We start from the raw sequence: 22,484 nt of genomic DNA on the forward strand, positions 1-22,484 counted from the left end.
ATTCCCCTTAAATATATAAGATAAATTTGTCTTGAGTTTTCTTAAATACTATTGTTCCTATACATAACACAACAATTGCAGAAAAAGAGCACAAAACATACTGATACAATCCAGGGGATCTCCCTGCAATAAGTAACTCTCTCAAAAAACTAATATAATAATACATGGGATTAATTTTTAATATAAAAGCATATTGTGGTGGAATAATTTTAGCAGGATAGAACAATGGTGTCGCATATGTCCAAATAAGGCTAAATATTCCCCACAAATATTGTGTGTCTCTAAAGAACACCATTGCTGCACTCAAAATCAGCGCTAATCCAATACTAAAAATCAGCACCCAAGCAAGCGGAAATACAATAAGTACCAATGCCTTAGTGAAGTTTTCTCCCGTAATAATCATTACAACAAGCAACGGTATTATTGATATAAATAAATTAATTGAACAAGATAGTACCTTTGTGACCGGATAAATGTATTTGGGCACGTACACTTTTGTAATCAGACTTGCATTACAAAGAATAGCGTTGAGCCCCTGCCCAACGGCATCAACAAAAAAATTAAACATAACAATACCTGAAAGTAGATAAACGGGAAAGTTATCTATATCTTGTCTAAATATTGTCGAAAACACAATATATTGCACAACCATTGATAAGAGAGGATTTAAAAGGCTCCAAAGATACCCTAATATAGAGCGTTTATACTTAGTTTTAAAATCCCTTGACACTAATTGCTTAATTAAAAATTCATATCTTTTCCATATTTTACTAATTCTAGTTGTCATAGACAGCCTTCCCTGACTTTCCTGAAATGCTGCAGTTAAATAATATAAAATTATATATCCTAATAATGCTATGATTATATGCCAATAATGCACTCCAAACCAATAGGAAGATCTACCTTCCAAGCTAAACGAAAGAACACCATTGATAGGTTCTCCATTTAAATAGAGTTGATTCTCTCTCTGCAAATTATCTTGCAGGAAGTATAGTGATAAACCACTACCACTTTCACTGTTAGATGTTGCTCTTAATATTACCTTTTTATTTTTCATATCCAGAATCGATTTACTTAAGTTCCATGTAAAAGTCTGGTCAGCTTTAAAATTAGAAACGTCTACTTTTATATCAGCTAAAACCTGTCTATTTTTTCCATCTATTAATTCCAGTGTTAATAAGCCTTTATTTGTTATTCGGCCATAATTTGAAATTGTCAAAATAATTCTATCAAGTGAATCACAGTTAATAGTCAATTCCTGATCTATTGTTGTACCTTGTATTATTTCTGGCAAAACGTTATTTAACTCTATCATAGGAGTCTTTTCAGCTCTATACTTTAATTCATCTCCTCCTGCCCATTGAAAAACAATTGCAATAATTAGGCAAAAAATTAAGGCATGAAATATTTTTCTCACATAATAATTCATAATATTTTCCTCATCATTTCATATTCTATTTTATATCTCTAGTTTCACTTTACCACTTTTTTATTATTTTGATAATAATGTTACAGACAAAGTTTGGAAGTATATTTAATAAAATCTCCAAATAAGATATTAGTATATTACAAGAGCGATTTTTCCATATTTGCCCCACCTTTTTATCTGTCCGAGCTTGAATATATGCATAAATTGTTTCTTCTTGTTGAAAATGAATCTCTTTATTTTGTAATTCAATCATTCTTCTGTATAGAGGTTTTAATCTATTTTCATAATAATCATTTTTAGTTTTAATATTATAAAATCGCCCTGTTTGATTTGTTCCATGGATTCGATATTTCATTAATTTTTGAGGAATATATATTATATCGCCTTGTGTGGAAGCTATAATATTAAGCCAATGGTCCCAGTATGTTCCATTAGGTATTTCATTAAAAAATTCTATTATATCTTTTTTAATTAATACACTACAACCGGGAATTGGATTACGGATTAACAATTCACCCGTCTCATACTTGCCACTAATATTTCCAAATATACTATTTTTCTTTTGAAAACTTTCACTTATTTGTTTACCTTCTGAATTTATAACAGTCATATCTGCATATGCTAATACCGCATTTTGCTTAACTATTTCATAATATAAACAAGATAGTTTGTTATGTTTCCACACATCATCCTGATCACAAAAAGCTATATATTTTCCATTTGCTAAACTCATTAACTTTCGGTAAGTTTCATTACTTCCAATATTTTCTTTATTCCTCAAAATTTTATAAGATATATTTTTACTTAAAGACGAAGCATAATATTTAACCAACCTTGTAACTTCCATAAATAAAATTTCATCTGAAGCATCATCCATTATCAACCACTCAATATTTATAAAATCTTGTTTCGCTAAAGATTTCAATAACTCATTAAACCATACTAAATTAGGATTATATATTGCCATTACAACCGTTATACCTACTGATTCATCTGTTTTTCTCATTATTTTCCTATTTTGCATAATATTATCCAGATATATTTTACTTAATGTTACTTTCATTATCTAATTGAATACCTTCTGTAGACTCCTTCATCAACATAATCTTAGGCGTCATTATAATCAATTTAATATCAAGAAGTAATGAATAATTTCGTATATAAGTTAAATCTAATTTTAACTTATCATAAGAAGTCGTATTATACTTACCATAGATTTGCGCATATCCAGTTAAACCCGCTTTAATTTTAGTCCTAAATGAAAATTCAGGTATGCTATTTATAATTTCTGCTGCTAATTCAGGTCGTTCAGGTCTGGGACCTACTAACGACATATCTCCCAAAAGTATATTAAATAGCTGTGGAAGCTCATCTAGCCTAGTTCTTCTAAGAAAACGTCCGATAGGCAATATTCTAGGATCACCGTCAGTGGCCAGCCGAGCTTTTCCATCTTTTTCAGCTTCTTGTATCATGGTTCGAAATTTATAAATTTCAAATACCTTATTATTTTTTGTCAATCTAGATTGCTTAAAAAAAATAGGACCATTATCTGTCACTTTTATGCAAAGAGCAATAGCAAAAAAAAGAGGACTTAATAATACTATCCCCACTAATGAACCTGAAATATCAACAAGCCTTTTCAAAAATTCTTGCTCAATTGTTAGCCCTTCATTTCTAGATAATAAAAGCGGCGAATCAAATAAATTCAATTCCACTGAACTTTTAAGTAAAATATCTGAAATTTTAGGTACATTATAAGTTCGAATCGAATTAGCAAAACAGTATTTCAAGATGATATTACGCTCATGAGATTCAATATCCCCTATAATTACACCATCATATCTCATGATCTCACGCTTTAATAAAAGAATTCCTTTTTCTATATTTATAATTTTACATATTTCATATTTATCTTCTCGAGAATTTATTTTTTCTATAAGATGATAATCTGATCGCTTTCCTGATACTAATAACATTCTCCTAGGTGGAAAAATTTTTGTATAAATCCATTGATAAACCAAAGTCCAAATTACAATAGCAAATAAGTCGTAACCCGTCATTTTTATTAATTGAACAGGATTTACAAAATGTTTATCCAAGACAGCAATCTGTAAGTATGTAAATATGTTAGTAAAAAGAATTGCCAATATTTGTGAATATATTAAATTCCCCCTTTTTAAATATCCAACTTTATATCCACCATAAGTATTCATAAATAAAACTAAGATTACACCATAAAGAAATGTCATCATCCAATTCCCTCTCCTAAAAAACGGAAATTCTATGACTTTATTATAATATTCAATCCATGTCCAACTATAAAATACAATTAACATTGTCGTAATTCCAAATGTAAATATTAATTTAACTAACCTTTTATATTTCTGATCGATCTTCATCCATATACACCTATTATACTATTTTCAAATTACCTTCTAAGGCCATACTAGTATAACATATAACTCTATGTTAATACAACTTTATGGCAATTAAAAAGCACTGTTATTATTTAAGATTTTATGAATTTTTCTCCTTTTATGTATTAAGTTACCAAAACAAGGTATATGACCAAGCTCTCAACGTTGGAACTAGTACAACACTCGGACAAATAACATCTTAATGATGCAGTTAATCAGTTTGAGTACAATAGTTATTTAACACCATACAGAAAGAGATATGGTGCTTGAGTAATTTGAAAATGCTTGGCTAATACACGACCATGGATATTAATATAATGAATATACAAGTTCACTTGATCAATAAATATTGCTAAAGCTTTAAAAAGCATAAAATCTCTATAGCTTGTAAATTTGATCCATTTTCTACTTTTTACTAATCATTTAAACTTTTTGCAGATCCAATAGCTAGTAAAACCCAGTTGATCCTAAAAAACACCGGACTCTGGATATTCTTCCAGACCGTACTCAGAGCCATCTGGCTGATTACTGGAGAAACATTGCGAGAAAGGAAAGACTGAAAGTAAAGTTCTTTGTTTGTGATATGTGGCTTCCCTATGTGGAGCTGGCCAGAACTTTCTTCCCAAACGCAAAGATTATCGTGGACAAGTATCATTTTATTCGTCAGGTCACATAGACTATCGAAAATGTTCGTAAACGGCTCCAGAAATCCATGCCGGCTTCTCTTCGAAAATACTATAAACGAAGCCGGAAACTGATTTTGACCCGATATAGAAAGCTGAAAGATGAGAACAAACTGTTTTTTGCAACCCAAAAGTGTAACAAAGTGCAAAGAAAAAATGTAACACCCTAGAGAGTTTATTTAGTTGCTGAATCTTTCATCAGTGAATGTTCAAATTTCCATCTGTCTCTGTCAAAAACGATGAGGTGGCTGTGATGAACCAGACGGTCGATAAGTGCCGCTGTCAGCTGATCATCATAGAAGATTCCATTCCATTTACTGAATTCTATATTTGTTGTAATAATCAGGCTGCGTTTCTCGTAACAGTCTGCAATTACCTGAAATAATAACTGGGAACCTTCCGCGTCAAACGGAAGATATCCCCACTCGTCACAGATTAGCAGATCAAGCTTACTGAGACGTTTTAGAAGTTTGGTAAGTGAACCGTCCGCTTTTGCATCTGTCAATTCATTTACCAGCGTGGCAGTTTTGTAAAACCGTGCTTTTTTTCCCTGCATGCAGGCTTCTACGCCTATGGCAGTTGCCATATGGCTTTTACCTGCTCCATTCCTGCCATAGAGAATCAGGTTTTCATTTCGGTCCATAAATTCAAGTGTTCTGATTCCATCAATACTTGTTGTGTTTGGAATGATGATGTTACGAAAATCATATCCTTCAAATGTTTTTATATTATCAAATCCTGCCTGCTTTAGATGCAGTTTTTTTCGCTTGTTGTTACGGTAATCAAGTTCAGCCCTCAAAACTTTAAGGAGATAATCCTGATAGGTATCGCCAGACATGGATAATGCGTTTTCAGCGAAGGTTATGCTCAGACGCAGTTCCTTGCAGCATTCATATATCTGATCTTTCATAAGGAACATACCTCCTGTCTGAAGAGGTCATCATATCTTGCGTTATTCGTTGCAAAACTAGGCATGGATATGACTGCATTTAATTGCATTGGTTGCAATTGCTGCACTTGCGACGTGAGAGACCTGTATGCAGCAAGGACACTGTCTGCATCACTTACTCCATTGCTGATTGCAAATGCAAGTGCACTCTCTGCAGTACGTATATCGTGTTTCTGCAGCATTGTATATAAAGAGGTCAGGCCTTTTCGTTTGCCCTCGGTATTCTGTTTTCCAAGATATTTCTGCCAGTTGTCTGGTAGCTCCTGATAGAAGGTTGTATATTTTAAGGCACCAGGGCATTTGGACATTAAGTCTATGTACGGAAGCCACTTCATTGATTGAAGACCGTTTCCATAAAGCCTTTTATGTTCCATGATAATTTCATAGGACTGGTTTAAAATCCACACTTTGTAACTGGAAGCTTTTACGTATACATTTTCCTGTGCATACTTAGGTGATGAAGAGTAAAGATTATTGTCAAAGGTTACCTTTGCATAATTATCAGCTTTACGTGGTTCAATCAGGAAGACTTCATACGGGACTTCATTCAGTGGAAGTATCTGCGCCTGTTCTTCTTGAAACAGGGATTCGATTGGAACATTTTTAACATAGTGATTACGCTTTGCATCTTTGTTACATACTTCGAAAAGCCCCTGATTAAACTGAAAAAAATCAAGGATTGTTGGAACTGGTACGAACATGTTTCTGCGTTCGTAACCAACTTTGTTTTCGACATTACCTTTTTCCCATCCAGCAGCACCGTTACAAAATGCTGCTTCAAACTTATAGTGTGCCATAAAACACTTGAAACCTTCTGTCAGCACTCGGTTGTGTCCCTTCCCCATATGTGCTACTGCACTGGAGAGATTATCAAAAACAATCCTGTAAGGAACTTTGCCCATGTATTCAAAGATATTTCTCATTCCCTGGAGCAGGCATTGCTGGTTCTCGCCACCAAATATCTGACAGTAGGAATGATTGCTGAGGGGAAATGACATCGTCAGTTTCAATGCATCCGTCATTTCTCCAGAATTATTGATATAAGAGAAATGTCCAAAGTCTATCTGTGCCTCACCTGGCGGATGATACAGCGGAAGATATGCTTTCTGCTGTCAATGAAAAAATTCCTTTTTCTTTTGTGATACATAATACTGAACGGTGCGGAGTTTTACCTCAAGCATTTGAGGGTATTCATCCTGCAACTTTTCAAACACACGCTTTGCAGTATGACGTTGTTTACGTGGTGCTTTTAAATCATCAAGGAGCCATTGATCTATGACAGGCTTCAGTGGATGAATCCTTTGGTGGATGAAGAGGCTCATTGAAGTCCTCCATATCCAGGTATTTTTTGACAGTTTCATAGTGATAGCCTGTTCGGCGCATGATTTTCCGGATAGAAATCCCTTCACTTTCGTAGAGACGTTTGATATACTTGATATCATCCATTGATAACATTCCTTTCTTCCTCCTTAGGTTCTCGTCAAACATAAGGATAATGGATTTGGAAGGGTGTTACAATGGATTTTTTGATACAGGGAGTGTGGATCGGCTACAATTAACTAGACAGAAATTTTAAGGGCATATATGATAGTATTAATAAGGAAAGGATGATGCCCTATGTCTAAAAACAAAGAACCAAGACCCCGTCGTACATTTACACCCGAATTAAAACAACAAATCGTTGATCTCTATCGAGGTGGCAAAAGAAAATGCGATATTATCAGAGAATATGATATTGCAAGCTCACTCCTTGATAAATGGATCGCTCAGGCTAATAACAGTGGTTCCTTTAAAGAAAAAGATAACCGTTCTACAAAAGATACCGAGCTGCTTAGGCTTCGCAAGGAAAACCAGCAGCTTAAGATGGAGAACGATATTTTAAAGCAAGCAGTGCTGATCTTAGGACGAAAGTAAATGTGATCAAGGCAAATGCCCACAAATACTCTGTTTCAGCAATGTGTAGAGTCCTACAAATTCCAAGAAGTACTTATTACTATGAAGCAAAAGCAAAGCAAGACGAAACTGAACTGACAGCAAACATAATTGATATATTTAAGGCGAGCCGCCGCAATTACGGGACTCGGAAAATAAAATCCGATTTAAAGGATAGGAATCTGATTGCTTCCCGCCGCCGCATCGGAAGGATCATGAAACAGGAAGGACTTGTTTCAAGTTATACGACTGCTCAGTTCCGTCCGCATAAAGATACCTGCAACGAATCAAAAATCGAAAATATCGTTGATCGTCAGTTTAATCAATTACCATATAGAAATATTGTTGTAAGTGACCTAACATATGTAAGAGTCGGCATGAGCTGGAGCTATATATGTGTGCTTGTTGACCTCTTTAATAGAGAAATAATTGGTTACAGTGCCGGTCGCAACAAAACAGCAGACCTTGTAAAACAGGCATTTCAATCCGTAAAAGGGAATCTGAATGATATCCAGATATTTCATACAGATCGCGGTAACGAATTCAAGAATCAGACGATTGATGAAACTCTGAAAGCATTTGAAATACAGCACTCTCTCAGCCATAAGGGGTGTCCATATGATAATGCAGTTGCAGAAGCAATATTTAAAATAATTAAAACAGAGTTTGTCAGGAACTAGACATTTAGCAGTTTGTATCATCTTCAGATTGAATTGGCTGATTATGTAAACTGGTTCAATAACCACAGGATTCATTCTTCACTGGGATACTTAACACCTGTGAAGTATCGAATGATTACCCTTAAAAAAATTGTCTAGAAAACTGTTGACAATCCAGTGTTACACTTTGGGATTGCATTCCGTTACAGTTTTATTTTACACTAAACAACAAACAAGCCTGTGATCTGATGCTCCAGTATAGTGATGACCTACGATTGGCGCATATGATGAAAGAATGGTTCTATGACATCAGCCAGCTAAAATCCTATCGTAAGCAACAGCAGGAATTCGATGATTAGATTTCTAATGCAAAAGGATGCGGTATTAAAGAATTCAAAAAATGCGCAAAAACGTTCCAGTCTTGGAGAAAAGAAATCTTAAATGCCTTTAAATATGGCATTACAAACGGTGTCACAGAAGGATTTAATAATAAGATTAAAGTATTAAAACGAAGTTCTTATGGAATTCGGAACTTTAACCGGTTCCGGACCCAGATACTTCATTGTACATCATAGAAAAAAAGGTCGGGATATGGAGGTTTATTTGGCATGCTCAAAAACAGTATACAGTAGAAAGAACCATTGAAACAGCTCTAAACGTAAGTAGGGAGTGGGATTCATAGGAATACCACCCCAACTATTGACAAAGAGCCAAAATAATTCAATGTATTCTAATCAGGCCGTTATTATATTGGTGTAAATTTTTTAATTATTTTCTTATTTATCTTTGTAATACGAAGCACTAATTCCTGCCAGAAGCCAAAAAATCGGTGTCACTATGGGAAGATTTAAATTAACGATTGCTTGTATACTATAACATAGAATCCCATATAACGCTGCCATAACATAAGCATTCTTTCTCCCAATGTTAATCCCTCTTTTAATCACATTAACTATAAAACCTAAATAACATATTAATCCAGCTATTCCTACCGTTGTTAATAAATGAAGATACTCATTATGAGCACTATCAAATAACTCCTGATATGGATTATTAGCCGTTTTCTGTAAAATTAAAATGCCAAATGTTTCAGGACCATATCCAACCAACTTCTTCCATGGAGATAAGTGCCAGTAACATTCTATAGCATTCCTCCATATATATCCTCTATGTGTGCCCCAATCATCATTAAACACAAAAAATGATGCCATCGAACCATAGCGTCCAGCATTTCCTTTAAAATTACAATCAAAGATAATATATACAATTATTAAAAAGCAGAGTAATAAAAATAATGCCCATAGTCTCTGCGGTACCTTTCCAAAATCAATAGTTCCTATATTTTTATATTTCTCGATAATATGCCAAAATACTACAATCAACCATAAGCCTATTGTAATTCCAACGCCCCCCTTTAGTCCTATCAGTAGTTGAAAAAAGCTATCTATAGAAAGGACATACTCTCCAAAATATCTATTTAACAACCCAATAATTTGAATTACAGTAAAAAAGGTTGCCAAAATAGCAATATATCTCTTTATGCCGACATTATTGTTAAATAAGTATAATGGTAAAAAGGCAAATAAAGCTCCTAGAGAAAGATAAGCATTATCACTAGTACCCATAATAAGTGCAAAAAAGGTTATCACCATACCCAAATAATAAAATATCAGCTTTTTCTTTTGTTGAACTGATGAGAATAAAACAGTGGTAATGGCAGCAATCATTCCTACATAAGCCGTATAGGTATTTATGTTCCCGATCGTCGAAGTGAAAATATCTTTTTGACTATCTACCATCGGTGCTTTAAATCCAAAGATATCTAATTTAAAGTAATCAGTTATTCCAAAAATAGAAACAATAATACCAGATATTATAATAATATCTATATACCACTTATTAAAACGAGAAAGTTTGCTAATGAGAAAAAAAGATACAACATACCAAAGCATTAAGAAAAAACCTGTAAGTCTTCCTTCATTACCCCAGAATGATTCAAAAACATAATCCGATGTAACGGTTGATAATCCTGCAATAATTAAAAACGCAAATAAAAAGTAATCAGTTTTCGTTAATCGTTGGAATACTTTAACGTATGTTTTTTCTTTTATATGCACAATGAAATAGCCAAGTAATAGTACACTTAAAGTTATAGTTAAAAAACAATAATAGTAATATTTATCAACAAGTATATCAAAATATTTATTTCTAACAACCAAAGGAAGGCCTGCACCTATCAGTACCATATATGCACTTAAAAGAATATGAATAAATGTACTCTTCTCCTCAACATTATGGATCTCATCATTTAATTCTTTCATCTTCTAAATTTCCTCTCTTTAAATTTTTCCGCTACTATCTTAAAATAACATATTTTAAAATGTTTCGAATAATAGTATAACATTTAATTTACTTTATATCAACTTTTCCTATAAGATCCATGTTTACTATTGGAAAACTAATGCAGAGATCTATATCTACATTACTAAGGTAGAAACAAGCTACGTCCTGTCCTTGTTGTGGTTGCAAAACAATCTCTGTTCCTCCTGCGGAAAAAGATTTTTAGATCACTATTCTTTTTTTCTTCCTATTACCACAGAACAAGGAAACTGGATTTTTATGTTATATTTCTTCTTCGACAGACTTTTTCTCTCGAGCAGGTTTCAATCCTTACTGATTCTTTGTATGCGACATGTGGCTTCCCTATGTGGATCTATCCAGAACCTTCTTCCCAAACGCAAAAATCATTATGAACAAGTATCATTTCATTCGTCAGGTCACATAAGCTATCTACTTCATTGTATTTCATAAAAAACGGTCGGGATATGGAGGCTATTCGCCATGCCCAAAAACAGCTTACAGTAGAATGAACCATTGAAACAGCTCTAAACGTAAGTAGAGAGTGGGATTCATGAGAATCCCACCCCCAACTATTGACAAATAACCGTTAAGGTGAGGTTCATATGAACCTCACCTTAACTAATGGATTTTATAAAACTAAATTATATCATGAATTATTTTTTAGTATAAATTCTTTCAATTTTTTCAGATTTTACCTTGAAGTAGTTGTCTTCACCATCTTTTGCAGCTGACTTGCTAGACTGAACTGAACCAGCAGTGTTGATTAACTTAAAGTCTGCACCATCTGTTTTACTTTCATCAATAACATATGCTGAGTCTTCATTTCCTGTTGCTTCATCAGACTTAGTATAATCACGAATGAATGTCTCTGAATCTAAAAGTGAGTAGTAATCTTTACCGTCTACAGTATCGATCTTAACTACTGCATACTTTTCATCCTTGTCAGCCTTTAACAGCATACCACCCATGTAAACCTTATCGTTATCAATTTCGTTTTTACCAGCTCCTCTGGAAGAACCAGATTTACCTAAGTTAAATGTAAAGCTCTCGCCATCAAGAGAAAGAGTCTGTTTTCCGGTCTTCATAGCTCCATCATCGCCACTACCGAAATTATACAGTCTATATTCTGCCTTTAACCATTCATTGATATGAGCATAGAAATCATCCTTAGTATCAACTACTGTCTTATCAGCATCATCGTCAATCTTGCCATCAAGTCCGCGGATTTCTGCAACATCAGTAGAGCTATCGCCTAATTTGATCAGTCTAAAGCCGTCCTTCATTCTGCCTTTATCATCAAACACATATCTCTTTCCGTTGATTTCCTTGATCTTGTTAGCGTAAATAGAACCTTTACCATCTGCATAGAACCAAGCATCTGAATCATCATCATAGTCATCTGCATCAAGAAGTTTATCAGGCACTACCTTAAACCAACCCTTAGTTACTCTAGCTCCATCTTCAGGAGAATTGAAATATCTCCACTCACTAGTGGATGCTGAACCAGGAGTTGCATCTTTCTTAGTAACCCATTCAGCATTCATTCTACCATACATATCGAAGCTGTATTTCTTACCGTTAATGCCTTCTCCATCTTTATCATATACCTTTTTACCGTTAGATTTGAAGTAGAACCAACGAGTCTGATCTTCATCATCAAATACGTTTCCACTGGAGAAGTTAGGTTCAACATTATCTACATCAAAATCTTCATCAGTGATTGCAAGGTATTTCCAACCTATAGCCTGTGAACCATCGTTCTCGTCTCCACAGTAGTAATCAGCATTTTTCCATGCATCATCAGCTGTGTTTCTCTTACCGTTCTCATCAAGCCAGCCATACTGCATTTTGCCATCTTCATCAAAAGTGTACTTCTTGCCATTGATAGTCTTGAAGGACGCTTTCTCGCTGCTGCCAGTATAAGCTTTACCATTGGTTCCGAAATAATACCAATAATTAGCTGGCTCATCTTCGCCGTCATAATCTTCATTCTCTACAGAAACCCATTTATTAGTTACCATAGCGCCGTTATCGTCTACATAATAGAAGTTATCTTTGTACTCAACGAGCATATCGGTAGACATTTCACCGTCATCGTTTAAGTAGAACCAGTTATCACCTGATTTTTCCCACTTCTCTGTCTCTAAGTCTCCGCTTCTGTCATAGTACACCCATGTACCGTTTTCTTCCTGCCAGCCAGTAGCTGCGAAAGAGGTCATGGAAGCGCCTACTGCCAGCAGTGCTGCTGTAGATAAAACAGCAACTAATTTAGTCTGCTTTCTCATAATTAATGCACTCTCCTTTTTTCTTTTTGAAATACTTTCTGAAATTCCTAATAGCATTACGAGGTAATTATACTTCCTATAATGGAAATTATCAATACTTTTTTTACTTTTTTTGCATAATTTGCATATTCAAAAAAATATTAACAATTCCGGAAGAAGCTATCAATTCCTCCATCACATGGAACAGTATAATACATTTTTTGTAAAAATGCTATAACATTTCTCTGTTCATTTTCTTACATAAATATTACGAAATGGTTTTTTTTAGGATAAATTGTATTTTAAAAATACATAAGCAACATTTTTTCATAAAAAACACTATTTCAACCACATTTCCAGCCCCTTCTATACTGTCATTCCTCTCTTGATTTTTACCAGTTCAATGGTATAATGTTCATATTGAGTACATGCTATTATATTTTTGAACAGCCTATTAAACACAATTTCTTATATGGAGGATATACATCTATGAATCGTAACGTTATTATATGCCGCCTTATTCTGGAGAACCCGGCAGTCACTCAAAGAGAGATCTCTCAGGAGCTTATGGTATCCCTTGGCACAGCAAACAGTCTGGTAAAGGACTGCATCGAAAAGGAACTGATTGCACCTGGCAAAGAAAACGAATCCTATGAACTGCTTCCTGCGGGACAGGCTCTTCTAAACAATCACAAGGTGGATGGTGCCGTGATTATTGCCGCCGGCTTTGGTTCCCGCTTCGTTCCGCTGACCTTTGAGACCCCCAAAGGACTTTTAGAAGTATTTGGGGAACGCATGATTGAACGTCAGATCAGGCAGCTACACGAAGCAGGTATCTTTGATATCACAATCGCAGTTGGCTATCTGAAGGAGAAATTTGAATACCTTATTGATAAATATCAGGTTAAGCTTCTTTATAATCCGGAATATTCCAAAAAGAATACGCTGGCTACCATCTATCACGCCATGGATTTATTTAAAAACCGAAATATGTATCTCCTTTCCTCCGATAACTGGATGCGCCATAACATGTATCACGCCTGCGAAGGGGGCGCCTGGTACTCTTCCTCTTATATGGAAGGAGAAACTTCTGAATGGTGTTTTGACTTTAATAAGAAGGGACGCATTTTAAATGTAACGGTCGGCGGTGAGGACAAATGGGTCATGTACGGACCTGTATATTTATCGAAATCATTCTCAGAGCAGTTTCTGCCTGTTTTAGAAGCCTATTATCAGCTTCCTGGAACCGAGCAGTTCTACTGGGAAAATGTTTTAATCGAAATGCTCTCAGGGGAGGCTGGAAAACGGCTTCCTGATCTTTCTGAAGCTGGGCGCGAGATTGAAATATATATTAACCGGAGACCAGCTGATGAAGTTTATGAATTTGAGAACCTGGAGGAACTGCGGTTATTTGATATTAAGTATCAGCACCGTTCTGACAACGAAGCTCTTGAACTGATATCTAAAGTTTTCTCAGTTAAGGAGTCTGAAATCACGGAAATCCGCTGCTTAAAAGCGGGTATGACAAACAAATCCTTTTTATTTAGGATTAAAGGACGGCATTATATCTGCCGGATTCCAGGCCCGGGTACAGAGATGCTGATTAACAGACAGCAGGAAAAAACGGTCTATGATGCACTTGCTTCCTATGATATAACGGAAAAGGTAATTTACTTTGACGGAAAAACAGGATACAAGATTGCGGAATTTTATGAAGGTGCCCACAATGCCAACCCGGACAGTTTTGAGGAGATCGGACGCTGTATGGATCTTGTAAGGGAATTTCATAAATCGGGGATTAAAGTTTCCCATAGCTTTGATTTTCAGGAACGAATTGAGTTTTATGAAAATCTCTGCAAACAACATGGCACCATTCCCTTTGAGGATTATCCTGAAGTCCGCGCCCATATGTCTGAGCTGTTTAAAAAATTAGATAGCCTGGATCATCAGAAGGTTCTATCTCATTTAGACACGGTTGTGGACAATTTTTTAATTCTTGCTGACGGCAGAGTCCGTCTGATTGACTGGGAATATGCCGGCATGTGCGATCCTCTTGTTGACATTTCAATGTGTGCAATCTATTCCTATTATAACGAAGAGGAGACAGACCGGCTCATTGAACGGTATCTGGAACGGACGCCTTCCATAGAAGAGCGTTATACGGTTTACGCCTACATGGCTCTGGGTGGCTTTTTGTGGAGCCTTTGGGCAATCTATAAAGCCTTTCTGGGAGAGGAATTTGGCGAATATACCATAATCATGTACCGATACGCGAAAAACTATTATAAAAAGTGCAGGGAGCTTCCAAAATTTTGACATTTTTGGAAATTTGTCTGCAAATCGTAATAAAATGTTTAGGTATTATGAATAGCACTATGATATAATGTCCCTATGTGTGATAAAGATATGGCAAGAACAGGAGGAAGAGAAACGGTATGCGATACGGAAAGAAAATGGCGGTTTTTCTGCTTGCAGGACTTGTAGGGACCGCAGCTCTGATACCGGCCAATACAGCCTGGGCCGCTAACGGCTGGGTGAAGGAAGGTTCCCAGTGGAAATTTTTAGATGGGGACGGATCTGTCCATAAAGGCTGGGTGAAGACATCTGACGGTACCTATTATTATCTGGATTTGACTACCGGCATTATGGCTACCGGCTGGAAGCAGATCAATGGGAACTGGTATTATTTCCATTCTAATGGCGCCATGGCTACCAAGTGGATCAAGGACGGCGGTAAATACTACTATCTCATGGACGATACGGGAGTTCTTGTAAAAGGCTGGTTAAAGATTGGCAGCAATTATTATTATATGAAGGGTGACGGAGCTATGGCTACCGGCTGGAGAGAGATGGACAACGGCTGGTTCTATTTTAAAGAAGACGGCACCTGCACCATCGGATGGGGTCAGGTCGGCAATGACTGGTTCTATTTCGGAACTGACGGTAAGATGGTAACTGGCTGGAAGCAGATTGACAATGCCTATTATTATCTCAATGCGGATTCTAAATCTGTATTAGGAAAGATGATGACCGGATGGCTCAGCGATGGTACCAACAAGTACTATATGGATACCAGCAATGGAAAGATGGCTCATGGCTGGAAACAGATTGACGGAGCCTACTATTATTTCAGTGATTCAGGACATATGACTACTGGCTGGATTCAGCTCTCAGGGGTTTATTACTACCTTGACCCATCTTCCGGCAAGATGGCAGCAAATACCACGCTCACCATAGATGGTAAGAGCTACAGCTTTGGTTCCAATGGAGCATATCAGAATGGCTCTTCCGGTACTCCCGGGGGAACAACGGGCGGTAATAGCAATGCACCGGGTAGTACTGAAAGCAACAGCTCTGCCCCTGGAGGCGGCTCTTCCACCAATTCTGCAGGACCGGGCGGTTCCTCATCAGGAGCGGACAATTTAAGCAGCCCACCCACCAGTCAGTCCAATGATACCCCTGGCGGGACCTCCAATCCTTCCGGAGGCAATACTTATCAGCTATCACCAGGATTGACCAGCGGACCTGGCTGATATCTAAATGGTAATTCTGTGTGGGTATCTGCACGTTTGGCAGATGCCTGCACTTATTTTTCGTCTTTTTTGTACATAGGAATTTTTAAATACTTCAGATATAAAGGAGGATAATACTTTGAGATTTACAAAAATCGGTATGCGTTTTACCGCTGCTGCACTCAGTGCCCTGATCGGAATGGGCTTCTGTCCTGCCATGAATACCCAGGCAGCGCTTTATGAACGAGTGAACGGATGCTATCAGTTAAAAGACGGCACCAACATCAATGAAGCAATTGCAAGAGGCATTGACGTCTCCAGATGGCAGGGTGTTGTGGACTGGACAGCGGTTGCCGCCAATGACGTCAGTTTTGTTATGCTCGGAACCCGTTCCAAGGGTGTGATTGATCCTAATTTCCATACAAATGTTCAGGGTGCCTCAGCTGCAGGTCTGAAGGTAGGTGCCTATATCTATTCTCTTGCTACCACTCCGGATATGGCAAGGGCAGAGGCGGATTTTGTGCTGGATCTTGTTAAGGACTACCCCATTTCCTTTCCCATCGCCTTTGATGCGGAGGATAGCTCCACACTGGGAACTCTCCCACCTTATCAGGTAAGCCAGGTGATCAATGCATTCTGTGACCGCATCAAAGAGGCCGGTTACCATCCGCTTGTTTATGCCAATGATTACTGGCTGGCAAATAAGATTGACTTATCCCAGATGAATTATGATATATGGGTTGCCCGCTATGAGGCAAAGCATACGTTCCAGAATCCGGTTATGTGGCAGGTTACAAGTACCGGACAGATTCAGGGAATTAACGGCAATGTGGACATTGATTTTCTATATCAGGATCTGACGCCAAAGCTGCCAGGCAATTTATGGAGAACCATCGGCGGAAAGACCTATTATTATCAAAATTACTCCATGCAGAAGGACACCTGGATCAACGACGGAACAGGCTGGTTCTATATGAATAATGAGGGACAGCCTTCTACCGGCTGGTTTGACAAGGACGGACAGCGTTATTACCTGGATGATTCCAGCGGACGGATGTTTACAGGCTGGAAAGATCTTTCTGATAAATGGTATTATTTTAATGCAGGCGGCTCCATGAATACCGGATGGCTGATGGATAACGGCGCGAAATATTATTTAAATTCGGACGGTACCATGGCGACTGGCTGGGTGGATTTAAACGACCAGCATTATTATATGAATGAAACCAACGGACATATGAAGACAGGATGGCTGGATTATAGCGGAAAACGCTATTTTTTACAGGACAGCGGTGTGATGGCAACCGGGTGGATTGATTTAAATAACAAACGTTATTATTTAAATAATGACGGATCAATGGCAACGGGCTGGCATACAGATGGAATGGTCAAATATTTCATGACAGAAGACGGCAGTGCAGCGACTGGCTGGAAGCAGCTGGATAACAGATGGTATTATTTCAATACCAATGGTAATATGAGCACCGGTTGGGTCAATCCTGATGGAAACTGGTATTACCTGGCTGGAGATGGTAAGATGCAGTCAGGATGGCTTGATGATAAGGGCGCAAAGTATTATTTAAGCAACTCATCAGGCAAGATGACCGTTGCCTGGAGACAGGTAGACGGCAGCTGGTATTATTTCGCAGAAAGCGGAGCTATGTCTTCAGGCATGATAACGGTAGATGGCAAACAGTATTATCTGAATCCATCTGACGGCAGGATGAAGGCATCAGAAACATTTACAGTAGGTGACGTCTCCTATACGGCAGATGCAAGCGGTGTCTGCTCACTCACTCCTGTAGAAACACCTCAGGAGACTACAGGAGATACACAGCCTGTCACAACGCCTGATGCCCCAGCGGAAAGCACTCCTGCACAAACAGAAAGTGCAGATACAGGTAATTCAGGAACTGTAAGCGAAACTGCTCCGGGCGGCGAGATCGGACCGGGAATAGGAATGCATAAATAATTCATTAGAAAAGGTCTGGGAGGTAATACCGCCCAGACCTTTTTAAGTCATCAAGTTTCCCTCTCTCGGGAACATAAACTATCCTATGTGTATTATAGCATTCGGAAAAAAGGAATCAATGAATGTTTTTCGTCTCTTCCACAATATAAATCGGCCTGTCTTTTAATTCTGCAAACAGGATCGCAATATAGTTTCCAATAATTCCGACAATCAGAAACAGAACTGCAAACATAAAGCATATCAGCACGATAATTGTGGCATACCCGCTTGGTGTTCCCACTCTCGCCCAGCTCCATATGGTATAGATCATCATTACAATTCCAAGTATCCCGGCTCCACAGCCGGCATAAATCCCAAGCTTTAAAGGCAGATTGGAAAAACACATGATGGTGTTTACAGAAAATGCAATTAATTTTTTAATACTGTATTTGCTTTCTCCTGCAACCCGGGTTCTGGCTTCATATTCGATGGTTGTTCTGGTAAATCCGATGTTTTGTACATATCCTCTCAGAAAGCGGACCTTTTCCCTGTAATTATCTTTCAGAACCTTTGACGCTTTTCCAGATATGGCAAAGAAATCGGAAGCATTGGGCTCGAATTTTACATCTGAAAGAACATTGATCAGGCGGTAAAAGGCGGCAGATGCAAAGTTCTTAAACCAGCCGGCTGATTCATTCCTGGTACGGACCATATTGATCACATCACAGCCCTCTTCCAGTTTTTTTACAATCTCAGGAAGGTATTGGGGCGGGTGCTGTAAATCTGCATCCATGCACACTATTCCGTCGCCCTGACTGTAATCCAGGCCTGCTATCATGGCTGCTTCATGTCCAAAATTACGGGAAAAGCTGATCACCTTTACCTGCTCATCCAACTGGGAGAGACGGTTAAGTACAGAAAGCGTCTGATCCTGACTGCCATCATTTACAAAGATAAGCTCATAGTCCCAGCTCAGTTTTTTCAAAATAGTGGCCGTTTCCTCATAGAACTGGTTAAGCGCCAGCTCTTCATTGTAACATGATACAACGACCGATAATGTCTTTTTCATTAATCTGCTCCTTCGTTACTGGTTATCCTCTCGAAATACACTGTAACCATTTTCTTTTAATATAGTCAGTGCACTTCTTACTTTCTGACCACTGTCTGATCTGCTGGGACGGTACTCGAAGTTTTCACGTAGTTCATCGTCTATCAGCTGCTCAAACTTTAAGGCGATTTCCACCCTTTTTTCATAAATTTCCAGCCGGTGAGGCGCTTTTTTAATCTCAGTATAAGTGGTATAACAATTTCCTGTTACAAATACAAGACAGGCGATTCCCGCCGCCAGTTTCACACTTGTACCGATCCGGTATTTTCTCTTTCTGAAAAGTAACGCAAAAGTAAGGAGGATCCCCAGTATGCCAGTCTGAAACTGCAGTGCATACCTGGAGCTCAGCCCGTAATTTTCCTGAAGAAAGATCCATCTGGAAAGTACAATCAGCACATGATTGCAGCCTCCGGATATGATTAAGAGAAACGGAAGAATCGTTTCCTCATAAAGGCGGTAATACCAGTTGTACCACAGTGCCAGCAGATAGAACGCAATCACAAGGAATCCCAGAAACAGAAAAGGGCCGTTGGTACGAAAGATCTGTTCTGCCCTCTCCCCTTCTATAATCATAGATGAAAAGGATTTTATAAAAAACCGGACAAAGAATCCGGGAGTGTCCATAAGCTGGGTCAGCAGCGGAACCGTTGCCGGTGCTGCATGATCTTCCACCGCATAGGCATTGCTCCATAAATATAAAAGAAACGGAACAAGGGCAGAACCTCCATAAATGAGCGGCTGCAGTCCCAGTTTCCGTCTTTTAAGCAGATACATCATAAGACAGGAAAGAAGCACTGTCACGGTATAGATGGCGCAATACGGTCCTGCCACCAGAAGAGTGATGGGAAACGGAATAAAGATCAGAAGAATGCGGTCATAATAACGGTCACTGCCGTTCCATACCCGATCCATCACCTCATAATGCCAGTAGAAAAGTGCAAATGACAAAAAGTGCGCAAATCCGCTCCCATTGTTTAACATCTCCCATTTATTCAGGCTGAACAAGACTGCCATCACCACCAGAAACCAGCCATAGGAAAGTTTCTTCCGGATGCAATAGGCAGTTATGAACGCACCGGAAAGTCCCAGAGCCAGTACGCCCAGAATGCGGTCAAACATAATGTTGTATCCAAAGAAGGTGACATTGAGAATTCTTGCCAGATAATTGATGGGGATTCTTGTGAGAATATCCGGCACGAAAAACAGCTTCGGGTTAAAAACATCCGGAAGATAGCTGTTTACAAGGCGGACATAGTCTGAGTAGATCCCATCGCAGGTTGCCGCAAAGATGTACCAGAGGCAGAATATGGTTCCCAGAACCGGGACTGTATAGTATACGTATTTTTGTTTCATCCTCTCACCTCTGTCACTTAATCTGCTGTAATTTCAGCGACTACAGCCAGATGCTTCTCACTGCGCTGCTCTGATGCATCCTTGTAATAAAAGTTACTGTTAAACGTCAGTTCCGATACTTTATAGGGAGGAACATCAATTTCTGCAATTGCTGTGCTGGAATTAATGGTTACTACTGTTTTTTCCTGTCCTTCCACCATTACCGTAATGTGTTCCAGTCCGGTTATTTCACCAGGATAGTAGAACTTCATCTTGATCTTTCCCTCTTTGCCGGCCATGATTCTGATCTTTGCATCTTCATCCAGCCAGCCGTCTTCATAACTGCCATAAACCCGCTGGAATTTAAGATCCTTTACAAATGATGTGACATCCTGAAATGCGTTATGTGCCGGATCCTCACGCAGTATCAGCATATTGGGAGTTACCAGACCGATGTCTCTGATGGAATCAATAAACGTTACTTCTGTACCCTCTGCAAGACGTTTGCGGTCAAAGGTCTTAAAAAAGGTCCGGGCCGTAAAATCACTCATTTCATAGGTATTGCCGATAATATAGATCTTCTTCCCGAATATGTCATTTCCATACTTCCCATAGGTCTCCTCGGCAAGGGAGTTATAGCGAAGCTGAGAGGACCAGTAGTAAAGATTATCGTACGTTCCACGGTAAAAACTTTCAACAGGAAACATGAGAAGTCCGTATACCAGAAACAGACCGCAAAATATCAGAGGTCTTCCGGATATTGTCTGTCCTTCTCCCGGCGGTACGGCTTCCCCGCATAAATACGCGGCAAACAACCATGCGGCAGTCATGGAAACGTAGATCCATCTGGTCTCCACCCGTATGGTCACACTGGATGAGCCGATACACAGGGCGATAAAAATCAGGAACAGACCAATCACAGGTAGACGTTTTTTTAATTTTTTTCTGTCTTGAAACAAAAGAAACAAAAAACCGACGGTCATAACCAGAAGAGAAAAGTTGGCAAGCATAACAAGAACCCGGACCCAGGAGGGTGACTGGCTCCAGCTTAATCCGCTTAAATAGTCCGGTCCTGTGTTGATTCCGAATATATAAAGAACCTGGCTTAGTGCATAATGGAAGCTTTGGGATATATTAAATGTATCCGCTACGTCAGTTCCTCCAGTTCCAGCAGGTGAGATGCTTCCAATCGTAAAAAATCGGATAGCCTGAACTGCCAGAAAAGCTCCGGTTATTCCAATCCAGCAAAAAGGCCGCTTCTCTTTTTTCACCCAGAATGCGAAGAAGAACAAGGGAAGAAGAACCATATAGCGCTCATGGACAAAACAAACGGAAAAATATAGCCCGGCTGCTGCCTGAATATAACGGTCCGTATGCTCCTTTTCGGTCAGATAGCGATACAGAAAGTAAAGGATCCCAATCGCCATCCAAAGGGCCATGCTTTCCATGAGTCCATAGACCTGACTGATCTGATAGTAGGACATTCTGGAAAGCAGATACAGAATTCCGCAGCCAAATCCCACAAGCCACCGGTGGGAAAGCCGTTTCCCGAACCGGTATATGGTAAATGCGATACAGCTGTTTAAGAGTATATTAAAGGGCACGAACCATTCGGTATGGCTTCCAAGAGCCATCATTTCAAGCCAGGCCGCCAGGTAATAAACGAAACGGAACCGGGTGCTTCCCAGAGGAAATACAAACTGGCGAAAGGTTTGTTCGCCGTAACAGGACCAGAGATAAAGATCATCCATGTAAAGTCCGTTTATTTTTATTCCCCTGTTTATGAAAAAAGCAAAGGAAATCAAAAGCAGAGCCGCAATGACTTCGTTTTTCCACAACGCTTCCTTACCCATCCATTGTCTCTCTTCCATTTTTTCCTCCTGTTCT

Annotated in this window: 16 protein-coding genes and 2 pseudogenes; 7 read left to right on the plus strand and 11 right to left on the minus strand. The window is 38.5% G+C overall.

The annotated features are described in order from the left end of the window. Nucleotides 1-7: 7 nt before the first annotated feature. From RZO55_RS19165 to RZO55_RS19175, 3 genes are read right to left on the minus strand one after another with little or no spacing between them, the layout of a single operon-like run. Nucleotides 8-1,429 (minus strand): ABC transporter permease, encoded by a 1,422-nt coding sequence (locus RZO55_RS19165; protein WP_318065865.1) that lies wholly within the window; start codon nt 1,427-1,429, stop codon nt 8-10. Nucleotides 1,430-1,478: 49 nt separating this feature from the next. Beyond that, the gene (locus tag RZO55_RS19170; RefSeq protein WP_318065866.1) at nt 1,479-2,435 is read right to left on the minus strand and encodes a glycosyltransferase; all 957 of its coding nucleotides are present in this window, start codon (nt 2,433-2,435) and stop codon (nt 1,479-1,481) included. 37 nt (nt 2,436-2,472) lie between these two features. After that, nucleotides 2,473-3,828, minus strand: coding sequence for an exopolysaccharide biosynthesis polyprenyl glycosylphosphotransferase (locus RZO55_RS19175; protein ID WP_318065867.1), 1,356 nt, complete (start codon nt 3,826-3,828; stop codon nt 2,473-2,475). 499 nt (nt 3,829-4,327) lie between these two features. Here RZO55_RS19175 and RZO55_RS25945 point away from each other — a divergent pair. Next, nucleotides 4,328-4,699: pseudogene (locus RZO55_RS25945) on the plus strand (transposase); the annotation flags it as partial. Nucleotides 4,700-4,704: 5 nt separating this feature from the next. On the opposite strand, the gene istB reads toward RZO55_RS25945, so the two are convergent. The 3 genes from istB to RZO55_RS19195 all read right to left on the minus strand — a co-directional run bounded on the left by istB (nt 4,705) and on the right by RZO55_RS19195 (nt 6,839). Beyond that, complete coding sequence (gene istB, locus RZO55_RS19185; RefSeq protein WP_318065869.1) at nt 4,705-5,439, minus strand: IS21-like element helper ATPase IstB; 735 nt, start codon at nt 5,437-5,439, stop codon at nt 4,705-4,707. Next, entirely contained in the window at nt 5,436-6,500 is a 1,065-nt protein-coding gene (locus tag RZO55_RS19190; RefSeq protein ID WP_318065870.1) for a Mu transposase domain-containing protein, read from the minus strand. Before RZO55_RS19190 ends, istB begins: the two co-directional genes overlap by 4 nt. A gap of 90 nt (nt 6,501-6,590) precedes the next feature. Next, a complete protein-coding gene (locus RZO55_RS19195; protein ID WP_318065871.1) occupies nt 6,591-6,839 on the minus strand; it encodes a hypothetical protein in 249 nt (82 codons plus the stop codon). Nucleotides 6,840-7,095: 256 nt separating this feature from the next. On the opposite strand from RZO55_RS19195, the pseudogene RZO55_RS19200 reads away from it, so the two are divergent. Both RZO55_RS19200 and RZO55_RS25950 read left to right on the plus strand, forming a co-directional pair. Continuing rightward, nucleotides 7,096-8,228 (plus strand): annotated as a pseudogene (locus RZO55_RS19200) (IS3 family transposase). 224 nt (nt 8,229-8,452) lie between these two features. After that, nucleotides 8,453-8,644 (plus strand): transposase, encoded by a 192-nt coding sequence (locus RZO55_RS25950; protein ID WP_318065985.1) that lies wholly within the window; start codon nt 8,453-8,455, stop codon nt 8,642-8,644. Between the two features lie 201 nt (nt 8,645-8,845). Here RZO55_RS25950 and RZO55_RS19210 read toward each other — a convergent pair whose 3' ends face one another. Beyond that, nucleotides 8,846-10,390 (minus strand): O-antigen ligase family protein, encoded by a 1,545-nt coding sequence (locus RZO55_RS19210; RefSeq protein ID WP_318065872.1) that lies wholly within the window; start codon nt 10,388-10,390, stop codon nt 8,846-8,848. 371 nt (nt 10,391-10,761) lie between these two features. On the opposite strand from RZO55_RS19210, the gene RZO55_RS25955 reads away from it, so the two are divergent. After that, nucleotides 10,762-10,854: a transposase gene (locus RZO55_RS25955; RefSeq protein ID WP_318065873.1), complete on the plus strand. Its 93-nt coding sequence runs from the start codon at nt 10,762-10,764 to the stop codon at nt 10,852-10,854. Between the two features lie 229 nt (nt 10,855-11,083). On the opposite strand, the gene RZO55_RS19220 is transcribed toward RZO55_RS25955, so the two are convergent. Then, nucleotides 11,084-12,715: a PspC-like choline-binding domain-containing protein gene (locus RZO55_RS19220; RefSeq protein WP_318065874.1), complete on the minus strand. Its 1,632-nt coding sequence runs from the start codon at nt 12,713-12,715 to the stop codon at nt 11,084-11,086. Between the two features lie 468 nt (nt 12,716-13,183). Between RZO55_RS19220 and RZO55_RS19225 the strand changes: the two genes are divergently transcribed. From RZO55_RS19225 to RZO55_RS19235, 3 genes are all read left to right on the plus strand, one after another. Next, complete coding sequence (locus RZO55_RS19225; RefSeq protein ID WP_318065875.1) at nt 13,184-15,010, plus strand: phosphotransferase; 1,827 nt, start codon at nt 13,184-13,186, stop codon at nt 15,008-15,010. 119 nt (nt 15,011-15,129) lie between these two features. Then, nucleotides 15,130-16,227 carry a PspC-like choline-binding domain-containing protein gene (locus RZO55_RS19230; protein ID WP_318065876.1) on the plus strand — a complete coding sequence of 366 codons (1,098 nt, stop codon included), beginning with the start codon at nt 15,130-15,132 and terminating at the stop codon, nt 16,225-16,227. 118 nt (nt 16,228-16,345) lie between these two features. Beyond that, complete coding sequence (locus RZO55_RS19235) at nt 16,346-18,178, plus strand: GH25 family lysozyme (protein ID WP_318065877.1); 1,833 nt, start codon at nt 16,346-16,348, stop codon at nt 18,176-18,178. A 115-nt stretch (nt 18,179-18,293) separates the two neighbouring features. On the opposite strand, the gene RZO55_RS19240 is transcribed toward RZO55_RS19235, so the two are convergent. The 3 genes from RZO55_RS19240 to RZO55_RS19250 are packed head-to-tail and all read right to left on the minus strand — an operon-like array spanning nt 18,294 to nt 22,468. After that, on the minus strand, nt 18,294-19,226 hold the full coding sequence (locus RZO55_RS19240) for a glycosyltransferase family 2 protein (protein WP_318065878.1): 933 nt from the start codon (nt 19,224-19,226) through the stop codon (nt 18,294-18,296). Nucleotides 19,227-19,241: 15 nt separating this feature from the next. Continuing rightward, on the minus strand, nt 19,242-20,618 hold the full coding sequence (locus RZO55_RS19245; RefSeq protein ID WP_318065879.1) for a hypothetical protein: 1,377 nt from the start codon (nt 20,616-20,618) through the stop codon (nt 19,242-19,244). Between the two features lie 17 nt (nt 20,619-20,635). Continuing rightward, on the minus strand, nt 20,636-22,468 hold the full coding sequence (locus RZO55_RS19250; protein ID WP_318065880.1) for a putative glycosyltransferase family protein: 1,833 nt from the start codon (nt 22,466-22,468) through the stop codon (nt 20,636-20,638). Nucleotides 22,469-22,484 lie beyond the last annotated feature (16 nt).

The organism is Clostridium boliviensis (assembly GCF_033342255.1).
GTDB lineage: Bacteria > Bacillota > Clostridia > Lachnospirales > Lachnospiraceae > Lacrimispora > Lacrimispora boliviensis.